Genomic DNA, 18,972 nt, shown 5'->3' with positions numbered 1-18,972 from the left:
AAAAACGAGTGGAGTTTTTTCCACTTTCCGAGGGTAAGCCAAATAAAAAGGTTTTGGAGCACGCTCGAAATTTGGCGAAACGAGGGATTATTGAACTTCATTTTGTAAAAGGAAGAGCATTTTCTTTCGTCTCGGTCATGGAGGCAAGAATATAAATTTGCCTTCTCCAACCCCAGCGATAGAATGGGGGTATGGAACCCCTTGCTTCAAAAATTCGACCGAAAAATCTTGCCGAATTCATTGGGCAAAAACACCTTGTGGGTAAGGCAATGCCTCTTCGCATTGCTATAGAAAAGAAGCATCTCTTCTCCTTTATTCTTTGGGGATCACCAGGGGTGGGAAAGACGACACTGGCGAAAATCTATGCCAATGCTTTGGATGCCAAGCTCTATGAGCTTTCGGCAGTTTCGGCTGGAAAAGATGATATTCGTAAAATTGTTGAGGATGCAGACCTGCTTTCTTCCGACAAACCAAAAGTACTTTTTCTAGACGAAATCCACCGTTTCAACAAAGCCCAACAGGATTTTCTTTTGCCCTATGTTGAGTCTGGAAAATTGACACTCATCGGCGCAACAACAGAAAATCCAAGCTTTGAAGTCATATCTCCGCTTCTTTCTCGTTGTCGTGTCTTTGTTCTGAATGAATTTTCGGAGAAAGAAATGTCCGAAATTATTGACCGAACGAAAATGAAGATTGGAAAAGAAGCGAAAGACTGGCTTGTGCGAATGGCAAATGGCGACGCTCGGCAAGCGGTGACGATGCTTGAAAATACTAAAAAACTCTACGGAACAATTACGATCGAAAATCTAAAGAATACTCTGCAGAGCAAGCTTTTACGTTTTGATAAAAAAGGCGAGGAGCATTACAACACCGTGAGCGCATTCATAAAAAGTATGCGGGCGAGCCAACCAGATGCTGCGCTCTATTATTTGGCGCGAATGATTGATGCGGGAGAAGATCCAAAATTTATTGCTCGCCGGATGGTCATTTTTGCTTCAGAAGATATCGGTTTGGCACAGCCAACGGCTCTTGTGGTAGCAAATGCAGTATTTGCAGCAGTAGATGTGATCGGGCTTCCAGAAGCGCAAATAAACCTCGCTCATGGGGTTTCATATTTAGCTCTTGCACCAAAAAGCCGAGATTCTCACGGTGCGTATTTTGAAGCACTTGAAGACGTGAAAAAAACTGGAAATTTACCGATTCCTCTTCGCATCAGAAACGCTCCAACCAAACTCATGAAAGATTTGAAATACGGCGAGGGGTATGAAAAATACGATAAAGAAAGTTATTTGCCTGATGAGCTCAAGAATAAAAAATATTTGAAGTGGAAGAAAAAAGAAAAATAGAATTATATACCCGTGATATGATATTTTTATGAATTTAAAAATTCTCGAAGGATTCTTAAAAAGGGCAAAGAAAAATACCTACGCTTCCGAAAGCGCTAAAAAGGCAAAATCTCTAAGGCCGTCTTCTAAAGATTACGAATATTCCGAAGGGTTGCTTACTTATCATGATACTTATTTTGGAGGAATCAATTTTATCGGTGAAGAAGTTGTGTATGCAGAAAACACACCTCAATGGGGCATGAACTATAATGGATATGTTCTCGACTCAACGATTACGGAAGCAGAAATAGATAAATCTCTTCGGGGAGCCCTCATGCAAGAATATAGTGATTTGATTCCGGTTCGAGGTCCCAAATTATACAGAGTGGAAGATTTTGAGTATAGAAATAAGATAAATGGCGAACTTTCTCGATTTGATGGTCGCGAAGAGATATCAAAGAATGGCAAGCTTATTTACTACGCAGTTTTCCACGGAGGCTTGATAAAGTAGCCATTTCTTTTAGCGAAATCCACTGAATTCTTTTATCTCTTTTGAACCATGTCATCTGGCGTTTTGCGTAATGCCAGATTTCGGTTTTGAGTTTGGAAATCATTTCTTCTCGCGAAATTTCTCCCTTGAGAAATTTCGCGAGATAACGGTATTCGAGGCCTAGCGCTTCCATTCGTTTCCAACTCAAACCTTTTTTATGGAGTTGTCTCGCTTCTGAGATCATATACTTTCTAATTCGATCGAATAGGCGAATAGTTATTCTCTTCTTTAATTCCGCATCAGAAAGTTTAATACCAATTTGAACTGCGTCATATTTTGGTTTTGATTCATTTTTTGGGTTTTTTCCGAGCGCTTTTGCTATTTCAATGGCACGAATAAGTCGACGTGGATTATTTTTATCAATTTCTTTTGCTCGGCGGGAGTCGAGTTTTTTGAGGATTTTGAAAAGCTCGAGGGCAGACTTCTTCTCAAGCACTGCCCGAAGTCGCGCATTGGGCGCGACTTCGGGCAGAACTGTTCCGTCCACAATTGCCTGAATATAAAATCCTGTTCCTCCGCAAATGATGGGCAACTTTCCACGCGCCAAAATATCATCAATCGCTTTATCAGCCAGTTTTTTATACTCCGCAACCGTAAATTGCCGTTTCGGGCTAGCAACATCAAGCAAATGGTGGGGAACACCTTTCATTTCGCGCCGAGTGATTTTTCCCGTTCCGATATCAAGCCCTTTGTAAACTTGCCGTGAGTCAGCAGAAACAATCTCGCCGCCGAGTTTGCGCGCGAGCGTAACCGCGAGCGCGCTTTTTCCGCTGGCTGTGGGGCCGAGAATTAGGAGGATTTTTGGCTTCATAACGCCCGAAGCATATCAGGAAATTGACATACCCTCAAATCACTGATAGATTCATTTTAGTTTCAGCTGTTTGAGTTAAACACAAAGGGATAAAGGAGAGGTGAGCATGGAAATGCCTGTTGAAGTAGGAACTGATCCGGAAAGACAACTTGCCTTTTGGGAACATCAAGCTCTTCGCTTGGAACGTGAGCTTAGGGAAGCGGAGATCGAAAATGCCCGACTCAGGAAGAAAAGATCCGGCGACGGGAAGACTGCGGAACTCGCAAATCTCAATCGTCGTTGCACTGAGCTTTCTGGGCAGTTAGATACCGCCAAGCAGCAATTGTCTGATGCGCAGGCCGAGCTGGCTGCGGAAAGAGCAAGTCGGAAAAACGATCCTGAAGTTCCAAAAGCGGAAAAGATTGCTCCGCCAGTAGTAAAGCCGGTAGTAAAAAAGTCGTCCCGAAGGGATGAGACGGAGACGCAGAGGAATCACAAGGACGCAATCGTCTTGGCGTCCATCTTCCTGCTTATCGGCGCCGCAGGAGCGTACACTTTTGTGCGGGCTTTTGCAGCTCCTGCTTCAAGCGGGATGTCTGCCGAGGATGGGACAAAGCTCCAGAAGATGATCTCAAATGCGAAGACGGATGCAAATGTGACCGTCCAGAAGTTGCGAGGAGAACGCGATCAGGCGCTCTCCGATCTTGAAAAGGCGAAAGAGCTTGCCCGGCGATTGACGGAAGCGTCAAAAAATCCAGGTCTTGTATGGGGCGTCGATCAGGTGCTTCTGGAAGAGGGAATGGATGGGCAAACGAAGGCCATTTTGCATATGCGCAACTGCACTTTTGCTCCGCATGCGGATCGTCCGTTTGTGGCAACTGATAGCCAGCGTTTGAGAGGGGACATTTTCTCCGTCATCCGTGCAAAAGTGGTCGTAATCCCACAGCCCCCTTCCTCCGACGCTTTGCCATTTACATTTACTGTAAAAGGCAAGAGGGGCGAGCGCATGAGCCTAGCTGCTGCTCTGAATATTGCCTCGGAAAAAGAGTTCCTTGATCTTTTGGGACGGAAAGCCCGAAGAATCAACATTGTGTTCGAACTCCAACGTTCAGTAGCTTCGCCGACGTGGTCGTATGTTGAGGTTTACTTTGAGAGCGGCGTTTTCCATGACGTCGAGCCGAAGGGATAATTTGAGTGAGTTGAGCTGTCTTGCGGGTGCGAGACAGCTTTTTATTTTTGTGCCGGGAGAGAGAATCGAACTCTCATGGATTACTCCGCACGATTTTGAGTCGTGTGCGTCTACCAATTCCGCCATCCCGGCTTTCAAACTACACAAGTGTATTCAAAAATGGCTCAAAAATCAATTCTTTTGGCTTTGCGCCTACGAGTGCTTATGCTAAAATTCCACTATGAAAAATGATGCTGTGCGTCCACAATTCGAGAACAATGCCATTTTCTGGATTGAAGTTGAGAAGATAAAACCAAACCCTTACCAGCCTCGACACGACTTTGACGAGGCACGGCTGAAAGATCTTGCTGAATCAATCCGGCAATATGGAGTGCTCCAGCCTCTTGTTGTCACCCGAGGCGAAGTAGAAAAGGCTACGGGCGGTCTCGCAGTTGAATATGAGCTTATTTCTGGCGAGCGCCGTCTTCGTGCTTCAAAAATTGCCGGTCTCTCCCAAGTTCCTGCAATTATCCGAAGCGGAACAGAAGATGCAAAATTAAAGCTCGAACTTGCGATCATCGAAAACCTTCAACGTGAAGATTTGAATCCAGTTGACCGAGCACGGGCATTCGAACGTCTCACCAGTGAATTTAATTTTAAACACAATGAAGTTGCTGCCAAAGTAGGAAAGAGCCGTGAATATGTTACAAATAGTCTCCGAATTCTTTCACTTCCGCCGGAGATGATAACCGCGCTTTCCGAAGGGAAAATCACCGAAGGACACACCCGTCCGCTTCTCATGCTTGGAACGCGCCCTGAAGAACAGCAAACGCTCTACAAAGAAATTCTTCTCAAACACCTTACTGTTCGGGAATCAGAAAGCATCTCGCGAAGAATTGCGTACGACAGAGCTCGCAAGAAAGAAACCACTTTTGATCCGGAAATTATCGAGATGGAAGAAAAATTGACCGAGTCGCTAGGAACTCGCGTTCATATCGAACAAAAAGAAGTCGGGGGAAAAATTCTGATTGATTTCTTTTCGAATGATGACCTGCACAGCATTCTCAATCTCTTGCGTACAAATGGAAAAGGTAAGAAACCCAATGAGATGTTGCAAAATTATTTGGCTTCCCAAGCTCCGGCCGTTTCTAAAGACACTCCTATGGACCCGGTTGCTGTAAATGACAAGCCGAAAATAGAGGAAACGAAGGACGACGATACTGATCTCTATTCAGTTAAGAATTTTACTGTCTAACTTTCACCTGTTTTTCAAGCACAGCCCGAATGTGTTTTTTTGCCATACTTGTCTTCACGATGTCGAGCCATTTTCCCGAAGGCTTGCTAGATTTTCGAGTTTGAATTTCGACGATGTCTCCATTTCGAAGAGGTTGTGAGAGCGGGGAATGCTTGCCGTTCACTTGGGCTCCGAATATGTGGTCTCCGATATCCGAGTGAATTGCGTAAGCGAAATCGATTGGGCAGGAATCAATTGGCAGATCCACTACGTCGCCCTTCGGAGTAAAGACGAACACGCGGTCTCTGACGAAATCCGATTTCAAATCTTCCATAAATTGGTCGCGTTTAAGAGCTCCCGCCTGAACTTCTGCGAGCTCTCTGATCCATGTAGGAATATCAGATTTTTTCGTACTTTTCTTTTCGGCTTCGTTTGCGTTCCCAATACCATTTGCCGTGCCATTTCCATTTCCGCCCCATCCTCCTGGCAAAAGATTTTTGAGCCAGACGAAATATCCGGTCGGTTCTTTTTTATTTTGTTTTTCTTTGAAAGCAATGTGAGAGGCGATCCCATATTCTGCGCGCTCATGCATTTCTTCGGTACGGATTTGAATTTCTACAATAGTACCGTTGCCCGTAAAGATGGTCGTGTGAAGCCCTTGATAGCCATTCGGTTTCGGAAATGCGATATAATCTTTGATTCGCCCTGGAAGCGGTCTCCAGATGCTGTGAACGATGCCCAACACTTTATAACAATCGGAAACGGTCGGCACGATGACTCGCAAGGCTTCGAGGTCGTAGATCTTATCGATATCCCAATCTTTCCGGAGAAGCTTTTGGTAGAGGCTATACATATTTTTCACCCGGGAATCGGTCTTAATAACCGTCATTCCTTCTCTTCCGAATTCTTTTCGCATTGATTTGCTGAATTTCTGGAGCGATTCGGAAATTTCTTTTCCTTTCTGCTTCATCATTTTTTTCGTTTTCTCGAATTCTTCGGGATTGATGAAAGAGAAAGCCAAATCTTCGAGTTCTCGCTTGTATGTTCGGATTCCGATTCGGTAGGCGAGCGGAGCGTAAATTTCGAGAGTCTCTTGGGCGATTCGTTTCTGTTTGTGTTTTGGAACGTGCTGGAGGGTGCGCATATTGTGAAGACGATCAGCGAGCTTAATGATGAGTACGCGGACGTCCTCGGAGATGGCGATAAAAAGTTTTCGCAAGGATTCCACGTGCCGTTCGTTTCCTAAATAGCGGAGGTGTCCGAGCTTGGTCACGCCTTCCACAAGAAAGAGAACTTCTTTTCCGAATTCTTTCTCAACTTCTTCAGCTTTTACATTTACATCCTCGATTGAATCGTGGAGAAGTCCGGCGGCAATTGTAGTCGAACCCATGCCGATGTTCGCAAGATTTTTTGCTGTTTCTACAAGGTGACCGAAGTAGGGTTCGCCTGTGTAGCGTTTCTGGTCCCGGTGTGCATTTTCAGCGAAATTGTAGGCTTTGACGATAAGTTCAATATCCTCCTTTGTGGGGGAGTCCATGAGATCGAGAATTTCGTTCACTTGGGGCATGTCCTCATTGTACTTTTTGGTAGGAAAAAGTCTAATAAGCCAAAAAACAGCCTTTTAAGGCTGTTTTGGGGGGATTGGTCAGGTATGGTTTTTGGTCACAGATAATTTGTTCGCCGTCGCTCACAAATTTCCGCGACCCCGGCTCGGTAATTTTTCTACTAAAAAATTATACCTGCGCCCGACAAAAACTAGCTGCGCAAGTAGCATTGGCTACATGCTTTAAGATTACTTATTGAGTTTGTGCGGGTTATGATTTGGGCAAGACTTGCTACTACATCGTTCCGGAATAGTTTTTGTCCCCGCCATCATCAAGCTTTGGCACATTGGACAAATGTTGCCAGTAGGTTTTGATTTGATGATGTGTTTGCACTTTGGATAATTTGAACAGCTGTAGAAGAGTCCGAATCGTCCTTTTCTTTCTGTCATCATTCCTTCTTTGCAGAGCGGACATTGCACGCCCGTTGAATTTTTGCGCTCCAACTCTGCGTCTTTTTTAATATATTTACATTTCGGATAGTTTGCACAGGAAATAAATTGTCCGAAGCGCCCTTCTCGAAGCACAAGTTTTCCTCCGCAGTCTGGACAAATTTCTCCGGTTTCTTTCGGTCCCTCAAGTTCTTTTCCTTCCATATTTCGAGCGCCGAGACAGTCTGGGAATTTTGAACAGCTCATAAACTTTCCAGTTTTGGAAAGTTTGATCACCATCGGCGCTCCGCATTTTGGACATTTAAATTCTGCCGGCGCATCGCCGAGATTTGTTACCTTATCGAGCTTATCTTTTGATTTCAGTTCTTTCAGAAATGGCTTGTAGAAATCAGTGAGCGTTTTCAGATAAGTGGTTTTTCCTTCTGCGATAAGGTCGAGCTTGTCTTCCATTTCTGCGGTGAAGGTGTCGCTTATGTAGTCTTTAAAATTCTCTTCAAGGAAACTTGAAACCACGTCTCCCGTATCCGTAGGGCAAAGTGCTTTTTGAATTTTTTCCACATATCCGCGATCTTCGAGGGTCTTAATAATTGCAGCATAAGTCGAAGGTCGTCCGATGCCTCGTTTTTCGAGCTCTTTCACAAGCCCCGCTTCTGAATATCGTGGAGGAGGTTCCGTCTGCTTCTCTTCTGTATGCATCTCTTTCAAATCCAAAACATCTCCAGCGACTACTTTCTGAACTTCAACATCCTCGCCTCGGGCAGCTGGATCAGCGAGAAGCCATCCAGGAGAGAGCACTCGGCTTCCGTTTGTTGCAAAATCCGGGATTTTCCCCTGGCCGGGCAGGCCTTCCCCAACTTTTACCGTGATCTTCGTTCGCAGAATTTTTGCATCAGCCATTTGGGAAGAAACCGCTCGTCTCCAAATGAGCCGGTAAAGCTTTTGCTGTTCGTCATTTAGCCCGGCAGATTCTTTCTCAAAATGAGAGGGGCGGATCGCTTCGTGCGCTTCCTGCGCGTTCTTGCTTTTCTTGCTGTAGGTGTGGGGCACAAAAAGTTCTTTTCCCCATTTTTTTGTAATTTCTTTCTGGATTCCATCGAGCGCGGTTTGGCTCAAGTTTGTCGAGTCCGTACGCATGTAGGTGATGTGTCCAGCTTCGTAAAGTCTTTGAGCAACCTGCATGGTACGGGAAGGAGAGAAACCGAGGCGGGAACTCGCCGACTGCTGGAGTGTAGAAGTGATGAAAGGAGCGCGGGGGGAGCGTTTTGCTTCCGTTTCAGCAACACTCTCAACTACCCATTTTTCTTTCTTTCCAACTTCGAGAATTCTGTCCACTTCTTTTTTCGCTGTCGGTTCTTCTACACAGGTAAGTGGAAGCTTATCTTTTTTCGCTGTTTCCGTGTCGGCGGTAATTATCCAAAAGGTATGAGATTTGAAAGCGCGAATTTCCCGTTCGCGTTCCATAATGATGCGAAGAGCGGGGGACTGCACTCGTCCCGCAGACAAGCCATATCGTACCTTTTTCCAAATAATTCCCGAGAGGTCATAGCCCACAAGCCGATCGAGTACGCGCCTTGCTTCCTGCGCTTCTTTCAGGTTCTCATCTATATCTCGCGGGTGGGCGATGGCGTCTTTAATAGCATCCTCGGTAATTTCGTGATAGACAACGCGTTTGGTCTTTCCTTTCTTTAATCCCGTCGCCTCTACTATATGCCAAGCAATAGCTTCTCCTTCTCGGTCGGGGTCGGTTGCTAGGATGACTTCGGTCGCTTTCTTTGCAAGGGATTTTAGTTCCTCAACAATTTTTTCTTTGCCTTTTGAAATTTCGTAATGCGGAACAAAACCGCCTTCGATGTCGACGGCTTTTTTATTTGATTTTGGAAGATCGCGGACGTGTCCGACAGATGCTTTCACAGTGTATCCGTCTCCCAAATATTTTCCGATTGTTTTCGCTTTTGCAGGCGACTCAACAATGAATAATTTCATAGTGATGTTCCCCAGTATTACACGAAAGAGAAAATTTTTGCAAATTGGGGATAAAAAAACACTTACCAACATTCATCAGTAAGTGCCTTCAGAATACTACCCCATATTTGCATCCTCAAGCTCTGATCTACGAGCTCGTTCTCTTTTTTCCCGTTCCTCATTCTGCTTCTTCTCTTTCTCGGTCAAACGTCCTTTCTTCTTATTTTGGGGGGTATACCATGGTCCCTCCACACACTCTTTTAACGAAAGTTTGCGACGAGATTTTTTCCTGGTCTTTTCCTCATCTTCTTTCCTAAGCTCTCTCCCACGCTCTGTGTTACTAAGAAGAGTTTCTGCAAGTATCTCGTGCTCGGCTTCAACCCAGCCGCAATTTTTGCAAAGGACACTATGAGCCACGGCGCACCTCCCCAATGTGAAAAAGAAATGAAAGTTGAAGAAAAACTCATTCAACAGTATCAAACGGTCCTTTTTTAGCAAGGACTTTTCTTGCAAAAGGTCAAGTTTTTCGAAGCTCTCCCAAGCTCTCTTTTATCATTCCTTTTATCTCCATTCCTGATAGTAGAACGTTCATCTCTGATGTACTTTTCCCGCAGGTGCGAATGAGTTCATCTCGAGTCATGGGTTCTACAAGAAAATTGAGAATAATTTGTTCTTCTGGCGAAGCATCTGCAAAAAGCACTTGAGTTCTTGTTTCCTCGTCTTGTTCAAATCCAAGAGCTTCGAGAAGTTCCTCGCTTGTGGTGATTGGTGTGGCACCAAGCCGAAGGAGCATGTGCGGGCCTTCGGAAGTTTTCGAAAAAATTGAGCCTGGGATGGTCAGTACGTCTCTATTGTATTCGATTGCAAATTTGGATGTGATAAGTGTACCCGAGCGAATCTCTGCTTCTACGACTAGTGTGGCATGTGTCATTCCCGCCATGATGCGATTACGCTGGGGAAAGTTTTTCGGATACCCTGGAGTTTTTGGTTCAAATTCAGAAAGGAGCGCTCCGCCGGATTCAACAATTTTCTCTGCAAGGGCAACATGCGAGCGTGGATAAATAAATTCTGGGCCAAGCCCCGAGCCGGGGACTGCAATGGTTTTTAATCCCGCATCCAGCGCTGCTCGGTGGGCGATGGAATCAATTCCAAGTGCAAGCCCAGAAACAATCACGATAGGGTATCCGCGAAGGCCAGCAATTAATTTCTCGCAAGCTTCTTTTCCATAACTCGTATATTTTCGTGCACCGACAACTGCTAAAAACATATTTTCTTTCCAATCGGGGAGCGTTCCTTTCACGTAAAGCTTTTTCGGAGGGTCATTGATCTCGCGAAGGAGTGGAGGAAAATCTTTTGGACCGATTTTTTGAATCTTGTTATCCATCTTTTTTTATTGCACTATCTATTATATACTGTTGTAACTATGCTCGATATCAAGTTCATCCGAGAAAATAAAGACCTTATTGCCCTTGCTGCAAAAAAGAAATTTGTTGCTTTTGATGTGGAGGAACTTCTTGCTACTGATGATCTCCGGAAGATGAAACTTCAATCAGTGGAGAAGAAACGCACCGAGCAAAATGTCGTGAGTGATAAAGTTGCGAGCGCAAAGGACCCAGCGGAGCGCGACGCAATGATTTTTGAAATGCGGAAGTTTAAGGCGGACATGAATAAAGAGGAAACCGAGCTTGAGGAAATAATGAAAAAGTGGCGCTCGCTTATGCTTCTCGTGCCGAATATTCCGGATATGACCGTGCCGGATGGCGAGAGTGATGTGGGCAATATGGAAGTGAAAAAATGGGGTTCTTTGCCTGAATTTGATTTCACGCCGAAAAATCATATCGAGCTTATGGAAAATCTTGGAATGGTAGATTTGGTTCGCGGAGCGAAAGTCGCTGGCTTCCGAGGCTATTTTTTGAAAGATGCTGGAGTAAAGCTTTCTTTCGCAATTTGGAATTACGCACTCGATTTCTTTTCTAAAAAAGGATTTTCACCGATGATCGTGCCGTCGCTCGTACGAAGAGAAAATTTGCTCGGCACAGGATTTCTTCCACAAGGCGAAGAAGATTTGTATAAGACGCAAGACGGAGATTTTCTTGCTGGCACGGGAGAAGTGGCAACGATGGGATACCATAGCGACGAAATTCTTCCGATGGAAGATTTGCCAAAAAAGTTTTTGGCCTTTTCTCCGTGTTTTCGCAGAGAAGCGGGAAGTCATAGTAAAGATGTGAAAGGACTTATCCGCGTTCATGAATTTTATAAATTCGAGCAAGTCATTCTCTGTGAAGCGAGCCACGAGACATCGGTACGATTTCACGAAGAACTTACCCGAAACACCGAAGAATTCATCGAATCGCTTGGCATTCCATATCACAGAGTAATAAATTGCGGAGGGGACTTGGGGCTAGGACAAGTGAAAAAGTATGACTTGGAGCTTTGGGTTCCACTTGAGAAGAAATATCGCGAGATCGCATCGGCTTCTTATTTCCATGATTTCCAAACCCGCCGACTAAATATCCGCTACAAAGATACCGATGGGAAAATGAAATTTGCCCACTCACTCAATAACACCGCGATTCCCACTCCGCGCATCCTCGTTTCTCTCGTCGAAAATTTCCAGCAAGGAGATGGTTCTATTGCAATTCCTGAAGTCCTCCAACCTTATTTTGGAGACAGTATGATTGCGCCGAAGAAAAGATAAGCCTCTTTTCATGTACAGTCGAAAATCAATTTTAAAACATTCTCGGGTTTATAACCGCAAGCGCAAGCGCCTAATCGGAAAGGTGATAGCGGTTGTTTTCGCTGTGGTAGTGATCCTCTTTTCTCTCTCTTACGTATCCGGCATTTCTGCTACGACGATTCATGCTGTCCAGGTTGTTGGAGCCGACAGCGCGAATGCTTCTCTTATTGAAAAGGTAGCTCGAGGAGAGCTCGAGGGAAAATATTTTCATTTTATTTCCCGAGCAAATAGCCTTTTCTTTCCAAAGCAAAAAATTGAGAACGATATTCTGAATACTTTCCCTTCGGTGGAAAGCGTCAAAGTCACACGAGCTGATGTACACACCCTTCTCATAAAGATTACAGAACGCGAGCCCTTTGCTTTCTGGTGTACGGGCAAGGTAACTTCTCTTCCACCTGCAAATGCAAAGTGCTATCTTCTCGATAAAGATGGACTGATTTTTGCGGAAGCGAGCGACCCTTTGCCTCCCAATCTTTTGACCTATTCCGGCGCAGTTGAAAAACAAACTGATCCGATTGGAGAGCATTTTTTAACTTCTGATGACCTTCACAATCTCTCCGCTTTTCTCGAATTTCTTGGAGCCCTTCATATTACGCCTCTTTTTATAGTTGCTGACTCGGGCGGGGAATTGGAAGTACATATTGAAGGGGGACATAAACTTCTTCTACGCACGGGGATGCCGTATGATACGGCTCTTCAGAATCTGGAATCACTTTTTAATGACTCAACGCTTGATTGGGGAGAAAAGGGAATTCCCACAACTTTGGAATATATTGACCTTCGATTTGATAATAAGGTTTTTTACAAATAAGAAAGGTATTAACCTTTCTTTTTGCTCTCCTCGGCTCGGAAGTGAAAAAGAATACTTTTTCACTTCTCTCACTCTACGTCGGCAATAAAAAAACCACCGATGTTCTGGTGATTCTACTCTGACTTTTTACTCAACTTCACTTCTTCTACCTGCTTTTCGAACGGACCTCTACGGCAAGATTTTCGGGCGAGCCAGCTCCGAATATCTCTTCGGTCGTCATGACAACCCCCATCTCTTGTTGAATCTGGTCACAGAGTCTCAGGCGATGCTCCTGGCGCATTCCGAGACTTGTAAACGTCGTGGACGGCAAAATCTTCGTCCTTGCCTCCTGCGGATTAATCCCGAGAGCCGTCGCAATCAACTCTTCGATTGGGCGCCCCTTTACTCGCGTGTTCGACATAGACCTTTCCTTTCTGCCCCCTGCGCCAAAAATGTACTTCACAAACCCCTGGTGCACTAGTTTATGCCGATAACCATTTTTGTCAACGATTTCTATAATAGACATGTGGATTACTCCGAGATACAGAAGGGCTATCTCACGGGGTATACTATATATGTATGGAAATTGCTCTCTTTTTCGAACATTATTTCACTTGGCACTACTCTCGAGCTTTAAACGCAATTGTGGGCATCGCTCACAATTTCATCTGGTTTCTCTATCATTTTTTTTCGGTTCCGATACTCCTCAAAACTTTTTTCTCGCCCTGGAGACGTCTTAATGAAGAGTATCGCGGAGGTTTTAATGTAGAAGCAATTTTTTCTTCTTTTGTTGTAAATACGATGATGAGGATTGTGGGCGTGCTTATCCGCGCAGTAACGCTTTTCGTAGCCTTTTTTGTTCTTTGCGTTTCGATTCTTCTTTCCGCTTCATTTTTAGTAATCTGGTGCTTTCTTCCTTTTTTGGTCGCGCTCCTTGTTTATCAGGGTTTTCATGAGTTATTCACAACAGTATGACGTTTGAAGAATTAAAAAAAGCGACGAAACCCTATAATCCGGTCCTTCTTCTTGAGGACATCATTTCTCGTCGCAAAAGAAAAATGCTTCGAGATGTGATCATCGGTATTGCGCTTCTTTCATTCCTTCTTATACAAATTGGAACTTTGGTGCCATCGCATCTTGTTTACGGCGCTTGTTTCTTGCTTTTTGCGGCCCTTATCCTTATTACAGTCGCCGATGCATTTTACTTTTCGTTTTATTTCTGGCACCTGGATCCGATATTGAATGAAACTGCGCTTGAAGCGGGAAGCGAGATTATTACTCTTGAAGTCGCCTCTCTTGTGTATCACAGCTATCCAGATGATGTAACTGCAGGATTTCTTCGATCTGACATAGCTGAAATAATTCTTGTGCGATGCGGAATTAATCCAGATGATGCAAAAACTTTTTTAGAAGGACGAGAGGTCCCGCTTTCTGCTGAAAATTTTGGTGATGTCGTCTGTATTGACGGCGAAGGGGGAATTTCCGTTACTGATTATGTTGCACACATTTTTAAACAAGACAAAGAATTTCAAGAATTTCTTTTCCAGCACCAAATTCAAGAAAAAGAATTTATCGGAGCAACGTCCTGGGTTGAAGATTCGCTTCGCGAGGAAAAATTACATTTAAGATGGTGGGGGAAAGATCATCTTGCCCGCATTCAAGGAATTGGCAAGGATTGGGCATATGGCAATGCTTACACCCTTCTTAAATACGCTACGGACATCACCGATTCTGGTTTGGGCGAGGAGAGATCGAAGCAGGCTTTGCTTTCAGAAGTCGAAGAAATTGAGAAAATTCTCTGCCGTAATCGCAGTTCCAACGTCATTCTGGTGGGGGATGATGAAACGAGAAAAGATAAAATCCTTTCTTCTCTGGCTGGGAAAATTTCTCGGGGAGATGTCTTCGCTCCGCTTGAACATAAAAGACTTTTTGTTTTGAACGCCTCGCTTTTGGTTGATCTTACCAAAGAAAAGGCTGCGTTCGAGATTGAGCTCATTCAAATATTGAATGAAGCGATAAAAGCGGGCAACGTCATTCTCGTGTTCAAAGATTTTTCTGTTCTCCTTTCTGGTGCGAAAGCTCTCCACTCCGAAGTGCTTAGCCTTATGGAAACCTATTTTGCTTCTTCACACCTTCAAATTATTGCTTTTTCTGGCGCAGGTTCCTATCGCCAAGACATAGAGCCAAACCAACTTTGCAGTGAATATTTCGAAAAAGTAACGCTCGTTTCTGATAACGAAGGAAGCCTTTTGGACGCGCTTTGCCGAAGTGCCCTTTCTCTTGAATACAAATCGGGAGTTTTCTTTACCTATCCAGCTCTCGTCGCGGTCGCACAAAGCGTTGCGCGATATTATATGGATGCAAGTCCGCTTGATAAGGCACTCGATATTCTTTTTGAATTAATTCCGTACGCTCATCAAAAGAAAAAGGGGGTTATTGGAAAAGAAGAAGTCTTGGCGCTTTTAGGAACAAAAACAGGAATTCCGCTTGGGGAAGTAACTCCGAAAGAAAAAGGCGTGCTTGCCGATTTGGAATCAGTGCTTCATAAAAGAATTGTCGGCCAAGACGAGGCCATCAAGGCAATTGCTTCGGCGCTTCGCCGGGCTCGCTCGGGAGTGGGAAGTAAAGACAGGCCGATGGGTTCGTTTCTTTTCCTTGGTCCGACTGGAGTAGGAAAAACTGAAACGACAAAAGCGCTCGCAGCAACTTTCTTTGGTGATGAGTCGAAAATTCTTCGGCTTGATATGTCTGAATATCGCACCGATGACGCACTGGAGCGCCTTATCGGCTCATTTGAAGGAGGAAAACCTGGAGTTTTGACTTCAATGCTACGCGAGCATCCGTACGGCGTACTTTTGCTCGACGAGTTTGAGAAAACAATGAAAGAAGTGCTTGATCTCTTTTTGCAGATAATCGATGAAGGAATATTTTCGGATATGGCTGGCAAGAAGGTGAACGCGAGAAATCTTATCATTATTGCGACTTCGAACGCAGGGAGCGATATTATTTTCAAAGCAGTTGAAAGTGGAAAAGATCTTGCGGGGGAGAAAAATACGCTTATCGATTCAATCATCGAGCAGGGGATATTCAAGCCCGAACTTTTGAACCGTTTTGATGGGGTGATTCTTTTCAAGCCTTTGAACGATGCAGAGTTACGAAAAATTGCTACACTCATGCTTCAAAAGCTTCAGAAACGTCTCCGAGAGAAAGGAGTCGAGTTTGTGATTAATGACGCAACTCTCGATGAGGTGGTAAAAGCCGGCACCGACCCGAAATTCGGCGCACGCCCCATGAATCGAGCGGTGCAGGACAAAGTAGAACAACTTGTGGCGGACAAACTAATTAGAGGCGAGATTTCCTCCGGTTCAAAAGTTGAACTTACTTCGGCAGATTTTGCTTGATGCTTTTTAAAACATTCTCAATCTGTTTCTCGAGCTCTTTCTTCGTGCCGACATTTTGAAAATGATAATCAGCTTTCGCCATTGCGTTGGCGAGATTGTTTTTGTTCGGGTCTTTTTGAGACATTTGGAATTCCTGTTCCTTCCTAAATTCCTCAAAACTTATCTGGTCTTTTTCACCTCCTCTTTTTTTAATCCTCTCATACCGCACTTCAAGCGGTGCATCCACGGCAAATTCAATCCCGCCAAGTGAGTGGATGAATTCAACTTCGGAAACTGTGTGTTGCGGTTCAATGATAACGTTCTCCTTTTTCGCTATTGCATCCTTTGCAAGTTTGTACACTTCTTCCATGAGTTTTGTGGGGCCAAGTGCTCGAAATTCATTCGCGATAATTCGTCTGGTGACCCGGTCAGGTTTAAGCCCGCGTTTTACGGCTTCATTCGTAAGAAAAGTGTCAGAGACGCCAAAATGCTTAAATCCCTTTTTCCTCACAAGATATTCGACGATGGTGCCCTTTCCGGCACCGAGCGTTCCAGTAATTCCAATAATCATCTCTCAATAGTAGGTCTTTTATACAAAATTTCAAAATTCACCCTTTTAAATCCCGCTTCGCGGGATCGCGCCAAAGGCGTGATATTTAACAGGGTAAAAAAACCGGACGAAAAGATGATTAGTCTTTTCGTCCGGCCATGTTTGCATCAATGTCCTGTACTCAGCTATGCCACTTCGACGAGCCCCAACATCTCGTGGAACGCTTTGGCTTTATCGTTGCGGTTCCACATGAAGGTGCACTGATCGAGATAGGGCTGCAGACGCTTGGGATCGACGCCGTGATACCTCAAGTTCATCTTGTCCTTGATCGTCTTGAAGATCTTGAACAGTTTTATCTTCGTTTCGCGGTCTGTCTTTTCAAGCGGCGAAAAACCGTTCGCTTCGCAGAACCTTTCCAGGTTTCTTAGATCCACGTGTTTCAGCACCAACTTATCGTTTACAAGCGCAATCAGCACTTTGTCCCGGTCGCATATGCCGATGCCTCCGAGTACGCACTGCGCGAGGTGGACAGACTTATTCTCATACTTCATGTTTGCTGTCGCCATACTCTCGCGCAACTTGTGCAACATGTAGAAGCCCGGCTCATATCGTTTGAGACCGAGGACCCTCTGCATCTTGATCGCACTGCAGTATTCATCCTGCAAAAGCATGAACGCCGCCAGGAACCACTTGGTCAACGCAATGTGCGTGTGGTCCATCGTCGTGCCGACAGTTAAACTGATCTGCTTCCGGCATTCCGCACACTGAATGACCCGTCTTGTGGTCAAGCGGCAACTACGATCACAGCCACAATCCGGGCATATGAAGCCTCCTGGCCAGCGCGCCTTGATGATGTACTTGAGGCAGTCCTCATTGTTCCTGAACACTCTCCTCAGCTTCCGAGGAGTCTTGGGAAAATTTCTCTTGGTCAACATCACGCACCGTCCTTTCTGTAAAAAAACGTCCCCCAATGTTCTCTCAAATGCTTACAAATGAGCCACAATGACCCGAAATGAAAATATATGTTTTTTCCACTTCTGTCAAGATTATACGGCACCCATTCTCTTTCATTAAGCGCATTATTTTATTAAGTAAAAAAGCCTCACGGTGGAGGCTTTGATTTCTGCTCGGTTTTGCATTCTTGGCGATGGAATAGAATGTTGCCGAAAATTGCGTGCAGAACAGCGAGCAGGTACACAAAAGAAAGTGCAAGAGGAGTGTAAAGAAGAATTCCCCCTTTCCTCCAAACAAGCTGGTAGAGACTGGCGAGAAAAATTGTTACCGCCAAAGCAATCTCTAATAGTTCTTGCCTGTGTTCATGCCAAAAACTTCTTCCGTTTATGTTCATTCCATTTTCTCCTGTAGGGGCCCGTATTCCTACCAAAAGGTAACATATTAGGATACAATAGCCAACTATGGTCAATTCTGGATTTTGGGCGAAGTTGAAAAAGCCAATAATGATACTTGCTCCGATGGCAGATGTTACGGACGCGGCTTTTCGGCGCATTATTGCAAAATATGGGAAGCCAGATGTGATGTACACAGAATTTGTTTCTGCTGATGGGCTTGTGATGGCGGACGAAGAGGGAAAAGCAAAATTAAAAAAAGATTTACTGTTCTCTGAATCTGAACGTCCGATTGTTGCGCAATTTTTCTCTGGGAAGTCAGAGATGATAGAAAAAGCGGCACAGCTTGCTGGAGAGCTCGGGTTCGATGGAATTGATATCAATATGGGATGTCCGGCGGGGCCAATCGAAAAACAAGGAGCAGGCGCGGCACTTATCAAAAACCCGAAACGTGCTCGAGAAATTATCCAAGCTGCGAAAAGGGGAGCGGGAAGTTTGCCCGTTTCAGTGAAGACTCGGATTGGCTGGAACAAGAATGAAATCGAAACATGGCTTCCAGAAATTTTGGCAGAAGAGCCATCCGCTGTGATTGTTCATGCCCGCACGCGAAAAGAGATGTCAAAAGTTCCTGCGCGATGGGATGTGGTGAAGAGAGCGGTAGAAATTCGCAATGAACTGAAAAGCCAGAGCCTTATTCTTGGAAATGGCGATGTGAAAGACCTCGAAGATGGGCGAGCGAAAATAAAAGAGTCTGGAGCAGATGGAGCAATGCTCGGTCGCGCTATTTTCGGCAATCCGTGGCTTTTCCAAGAAAGAAAACTTGAAGATGTTCCGCTCCCTGAAAGATTTGAAGTTATGTGCGAGCATACGGAAACTTTTGAGAAACTTCTCGGCGGGGTTAAAAATTTCGCACTTATGAAAAAACATTTCAAAGCATACGTTGAAGGTTTCCCTGGTGCGAAAGAATTACGAGTCAAACTTATGGAAGCGGAAGATGCGGTGAAAATAAAATCTCTTCTGAAAGACTTTCTCGCGTCATCTGTGGATAAGTCATCCGAATAATGTTGGCTTTTATTAAATAGCAGCAGTACTATTAATTATGGAACTTTCCGAGCTGATGCTGTCCTATTCTGGATAGCCTGCCTCG

18 protein-coding genes and 1 tRNA gene are annotated in these 18,972 nt (G+C 44.7%); 9 read left to right on the top strand and 10 right to left on the bottom strand.

The window, feature by feature from the left end; all coding sequences use genetic code 11:
* Window positions 1–191: 191 nt before the first annotated feature.
* Window positions 192–1,346: a replication-associated recombination protein A gene (locus tag PHS53_04740; GenBank protein MDD5357425.1), complete on the top strand. Its 1,155-nt coding sequence runs from the start codon at window positions 192–194 to the stop codon at window positions 1,344–1,346.
* A gap of 28 nt (window positions 1,347–1,374) precedes the next feature.
* Entirely contained in the window at window positions 1,375–1,836 is a 462-nt protein-coding gene (locus tag PHS53_04735) for a DUF5680 domain-containing protein (GenBank protein MDD5357424.1), read from the top strand.
* Here PHS53_04735 and miaA read toward each other — a convergent pair.
* Window positions 1,796–2,686 carry a tRNA (adenosine(37)-N6)-dimethylallyltransferase MiaA gene (gene miaA, locus PHS53_04730; protein MDD5357423.1) on the bottom strand — a complete coding sequence of 297 codons (891 nt, stop codon included), beginning with the start codon at window positions 2,684–2,686 and terminating at the stop codon, window positions 1,796–1,798. The genes PHS53_04735 and miaA overlap by 41 nt on opposite strands.
* A gap of 106 nt (window positions 2,687–2,792) precedes the next feature.
* Between miaA and PHS53_04725 the strand changes: the two genes are divergently transcribed.
* Window positions 2,793–3,854 carry a hypothetical protein gene (locus PHS53_04725; GenBank protein MDD5357422.1) on the top strand — a complete coding sequence of 354 codons (1,062 nt, stop codon included), beginning with the start codon at window positions 2,793–2,795 and terminating at the stop codon, window positions 3,852–3,854.
* Between the two features lie 50 nt (window positions 3,855–3,904).
* Here PHS53_04725 and PHS53_04720 read toward each other — a convergent pair.
* Window positions 3,905–3,986: transfer RNA gene (locus tag PHS53_04720), tRNA-Leu, on the bottom strand.
* Window positions 3,987–4,074: 88 nt separating this feature from the next.
* Between PHS53_04720 and PHS53_04715 the strand changes: the two genes are divergently transcribed.
* Entirely contained in the window at window positions 4,075–5,088 is a 1,014-nt protein-coding gene (locus PHS53_04715; GenBank protein ID MDD5357421.1) for a ParB/RepB/Spo0J family partition protein, read from the top strand.
* Here PHS53_04715 and PHS53_04710 read toward each other — a convergent pair.
* The 4 genes from PHS53_04710 to dprA form a co-directional block, all read right to left on the bottom strand.
* The gene (locus PHS53_04710; protein ID MDD5357420.1) at window positions 5,078–6,634 is read right to left on the bottom strand and encodes an HD domain-containing protein; all 1,557 of its coding nucleotides are present in this window, start codon (window positions 6,632–6,634) and stop codon (window positions 5,078–5,080) included. The two genes, PHS53_04715 and PHS53_04710, sit on opposite strands and share 11 nt — an antisense overlap.
* Before the next feature lie 225 nt (window positions 6,635–6,859).
* Window positions 6,860–9,043: a type I DNA topoisomerase gene (topA, locus tag PHS53_04705; protein MDD5357419.1), complete on the bottom strand. Its 2,184-nt coding sequence runs from the start codon at window positions 9,041–9,043 to the stop codon at window positions 6,860–6,862.
* A 96-nt stretch (window positions 9,044–9,139) separates the two neighbouring features.
* Complete coding sequence (locus PHS53_04700; protein MDD5357418.1) at window positions 9,140–9,535, bottom strand: hypothetical protein; 396 nt, start codon at window positions 9,533–9,535, stop codon at window positions 9,140–9,142.
* Between the two features lie 4 nt (window positions 9,536–9,539).
* Window positions 9,540–10,406: a DNA-processing protein DprA gene (dprA, locus tag PHS53_04695; protein ID MDD5357417.1), complete on the bottom strand. Its 867-nt coding sequence runs from the start codon at window positions 10,404–10,406 to the stop codon at window positions 9,540–9,542.
* A 39-nt stretch (window positions 10,407–10,445) separates the two neighbouring features.
* On the opposite strand from dprA, the gene serS reads away from it, so the two are divergent.
* Both serS and PHS53_04685 read left to right on the top strand, forming a co-directional pair.
* Window positions 10,446–11,720 carry a serine--tRNA ligase gene (serS, locus tag PHS53_04690; GenBank protein ID MDD5357416.1) on the top strand — a complete coding sequence of 425 codons (1,275 nt, stop codon included), beginning with the start codon at window positions 10,446–10,448 and terminating at the stop codon, window positions 11,718–11,720.
* A 10-nt stretch (window positions 11,721–11,730) separates the two neighbouring features.
* Window positions 11,731–12,570 carry a hypothetical protein gene (locus PHS53_04685; protein MDD5357415.1) on the top strand — a complete coding sequence of 280 codons (840 nt, stop codon included), beginning with the start codon at window positions 11,731–11,733 and terminating at the stop codon, window positions 12,568–12,570.
* A gap of 145 nt (window positions 12,571–12,715) precedes the next feature.
* Here the strand turns inward: PHS53_04685 and PHS53_04680 are convergent, their stop codons facing one another.
* The gene (locus tag PHS53_04680) at window positions 12,716–12,970 is read right to left on the bottom strand and encodes a hypothetical protein (protein ID MDD5357414.1); all 255 of its coding nucleotides are present in this window, start codon (window positions 12,968–12,970) and stop codon (window positions 12,716–12,718) included.
* Window positions 12,971–13,128: 158 nt separating this feature from the next.
* Here PHS53_04680 and PHS53_04675 point away from each other — a divergent pair, with 158 nt between their 5' ends.
* The gene (locus PHS53_04675) at window positions 13,129–13,524 is read left to right on the top strand and encodes a hypothetical protein (protein MDD5357413.1); all 396 of its coding nucleotides are present in this window, start codon (window positions 13,129–13,131) and stop codon (window positions 13,522–13,524) included.
* A complete protein-coding gene (locus PHS53_04670) occupies window positions 13,521–15,950 on the top strand; it encodes an AAA family ATPase (protein MDD5357412.1) in 2,430 nt (809 codons plus the stop codon). Before PHS53_04675 ends, PHS53_04670 begins: the two co-directional genes overlap by 4 nt.
* Here PHS53_04670 and PHS53_04665 read toward each other — a convergent pair.
* The 3 genes from PHS53_04665 to PHS53_04655 form a co-directional block, all read right to left on the bottom strand.
* Complete coding sequence (locus tag PHS53_04665) at window positions 15,928–16,500, bottom strand: AAA family ATPase (GenBank protein ID MDD5357411.1); 573 nt, start codon at window positions 16,498–16,500, stop codon at window positions 15,928–15,930. The genes PHS53_04670 and PHS53_04665 overlap by 23 nt on opposite strands.
* Window positions 16,501–16,664: 164 nt before the next feature.
* On the bottom strand, window positions 16,665–17,198 hold the full coding sequence (locus tag PHS53_04660) for a hypothetical protein (GenBank protein MDD5357410.1): 534 nt from the start codon (window positions 17,196–17,198) through the stop codon (window positions 16,665–16,667).
* Window positions 17,199–17,581: 383 nt separating this feature from the next.
* Window positions 17,582–17,827, bottom strand: a complete 246-nt coding sequence (locus tag PHS53_04655; protein ID MDD5357409.1) for a hypothetical protein — start codon at window positions 17,825–17,827, stop codon at window positions 17,582–17,584.
* 67 nt (window positions 17,828–17,894) lie between these two features.
* On the opposite strand from PHS53_04655, the gene PHS53_04650 reads away from it, so the two are divergent.
* Window positions 17,895–18,887, top strand: a complete 993-nt coding sequence (locus PHS53_04650) for a tRNA-dihydrouridine synthase (GenBank protein ID MDD5357408.1) — start codon at window positions 17,895–17,897, stop codon at window positions 18,885–18,887.
* Window positions 18,888–18,972: the final 85 nt, after the last annotated feature.

Source organism: Candidatus Paceibacterota bacterium (assembly GCA_028714635.1).
Taxonomy (GTDB): domain Bacteria; phylum Patescibacteriota; class Minisyncoccia; order Phycocordibacterales; family JAQTLZ01; genus JAQTLZ01.
The sequence above is the reverse complement of the archived record's forward strand: the minus strand, read 5'-3'. Positions and strand labels throughout refer to the sequence as shown.

What these genes read in the sequence shown, in the direction of transcription:
- PHS53_04680 (MDD5357414.1), bottom strand. Translation starts at nt 12,970, where the DNA reads ATGTCGAACACGCGAGTAAAGGGGCGCCCAATCGAAGAGTTGATTGCG.
- PHS53_04660 (MDD5357410.1), bottom strand. Translation starts at nt 17,198, where the DNA reads ATGGACCACACGCACATTGCGTTGACCAAGTGGTTCCTGGCGGCGTTC.
- PHS53_04670 (MDD5357412.1), top strand. Translation starts at nt 13,521, where the DNA reads ATGACGTTTGAAGAATTAAAAAAAGCGACGAAACCCTATAATCCGGTC.
- serS (MDD5357416.1), top strand. Translation starts at nt 10,446, where the DNA reads ATGCTCGATATCAAGTTCATCCGAGAAAATAAAGACCTTATTGCCCTT.
- PHS53_04685 (MDD5357415.1), top strand. Translation starts at nt 11,731, where the DNA reads ATGTACAGTCGAAAATCAATTTTAAAACATTCTCGGGTTTATAACCGC.
- topA (MDD5357419.1), bottom strand. Translation starts at nt 9,043, where the DNA reads ATGAAATTATTCATTGTTGAGTCGCCTGCAAAAGCGAAAACAATCGGA.
- dprA (MDD5357417.1), bottom strand. Translation starts at nt 10,406, where the DNA reads ATGGATAACAAGATTCAAAAAATCGGTCCAAAAGATTTTCCTCCACTC.
- PHS53_04725 (MDD5357422.1), top strand. Translation starts at nt 2,793, where the DNA reads ATGGAAATGCCTGTTGAAGTAGGAACTGATCCGGAAAGACAACTTGCC.
- PHS53_04665 (MDD5357411.1), bottom strand. Translation starts at nt 16,500, where the DNA reads ATGATTATTGGAATTACTGGAACGCTCGGTGCCGGAAAGGGCACCATC.
- PHS53_04735 (MDD5357424.1), top strand. Translation starts at nt 1,375, where the DNA reads ATGAATTTAAAAATTCTCGAAGGATTCTTAAAAAGGGCAAAGAAAAAT.
- PHS53_04740 (MDD5357425.1), top strand. Translation starts at nt 192, where the DNA reads ATGGAACCCCTTGCTTCAAAAATTCGACCGAAAAATCTTGCCGAATTC.
- PHS53_04650 (MDD5357408.1), top strand. Translation starts at nt 17,895, where the DNA reads ATGGTCAATTCTGGATTTTGGGCGAAGTTGAAAAAGCCAATAATGATA.
- miaA (MDD5357423.1), bottom strand. Translation starts at nt 2,686, where the DNA reads ATGAAGCCAAAAATCCTCCTAATTCTCGGCCCCACAGCCAGCGGAAAA.
- PHS53_04715 (MDD5357421.1), top strand. Translation starts at nt 4,075, where the DNA reads ATGAAAAATGATGCTGTGCGTCCACAATTCGAGAACAATGCCATTTTC.
- PHS53_04675 (MDD5357413.1), top strand. Translation starts at nt 13,129, where the DNA reads ATGGAAATTGCTCTCTTTTTCGAACATTATTTCACTTGGCACTACTCT.
- PHS53_04655 (MDD5357409.1), bottom strand. Translation starts at nt 17,827, where the DNA reads ATGAACATAAACGGAAGAAGTTTTTGGCATGAACACAGGCAAGAACTA.
- PHS53_04710 (MDD5357420.1), bottom strand. Translation starts at nt 6,634, where the DNA reads ATGCCCCAAGTGAACGAAATTCTCGATCTCATGGACTCCCCCACAAAG.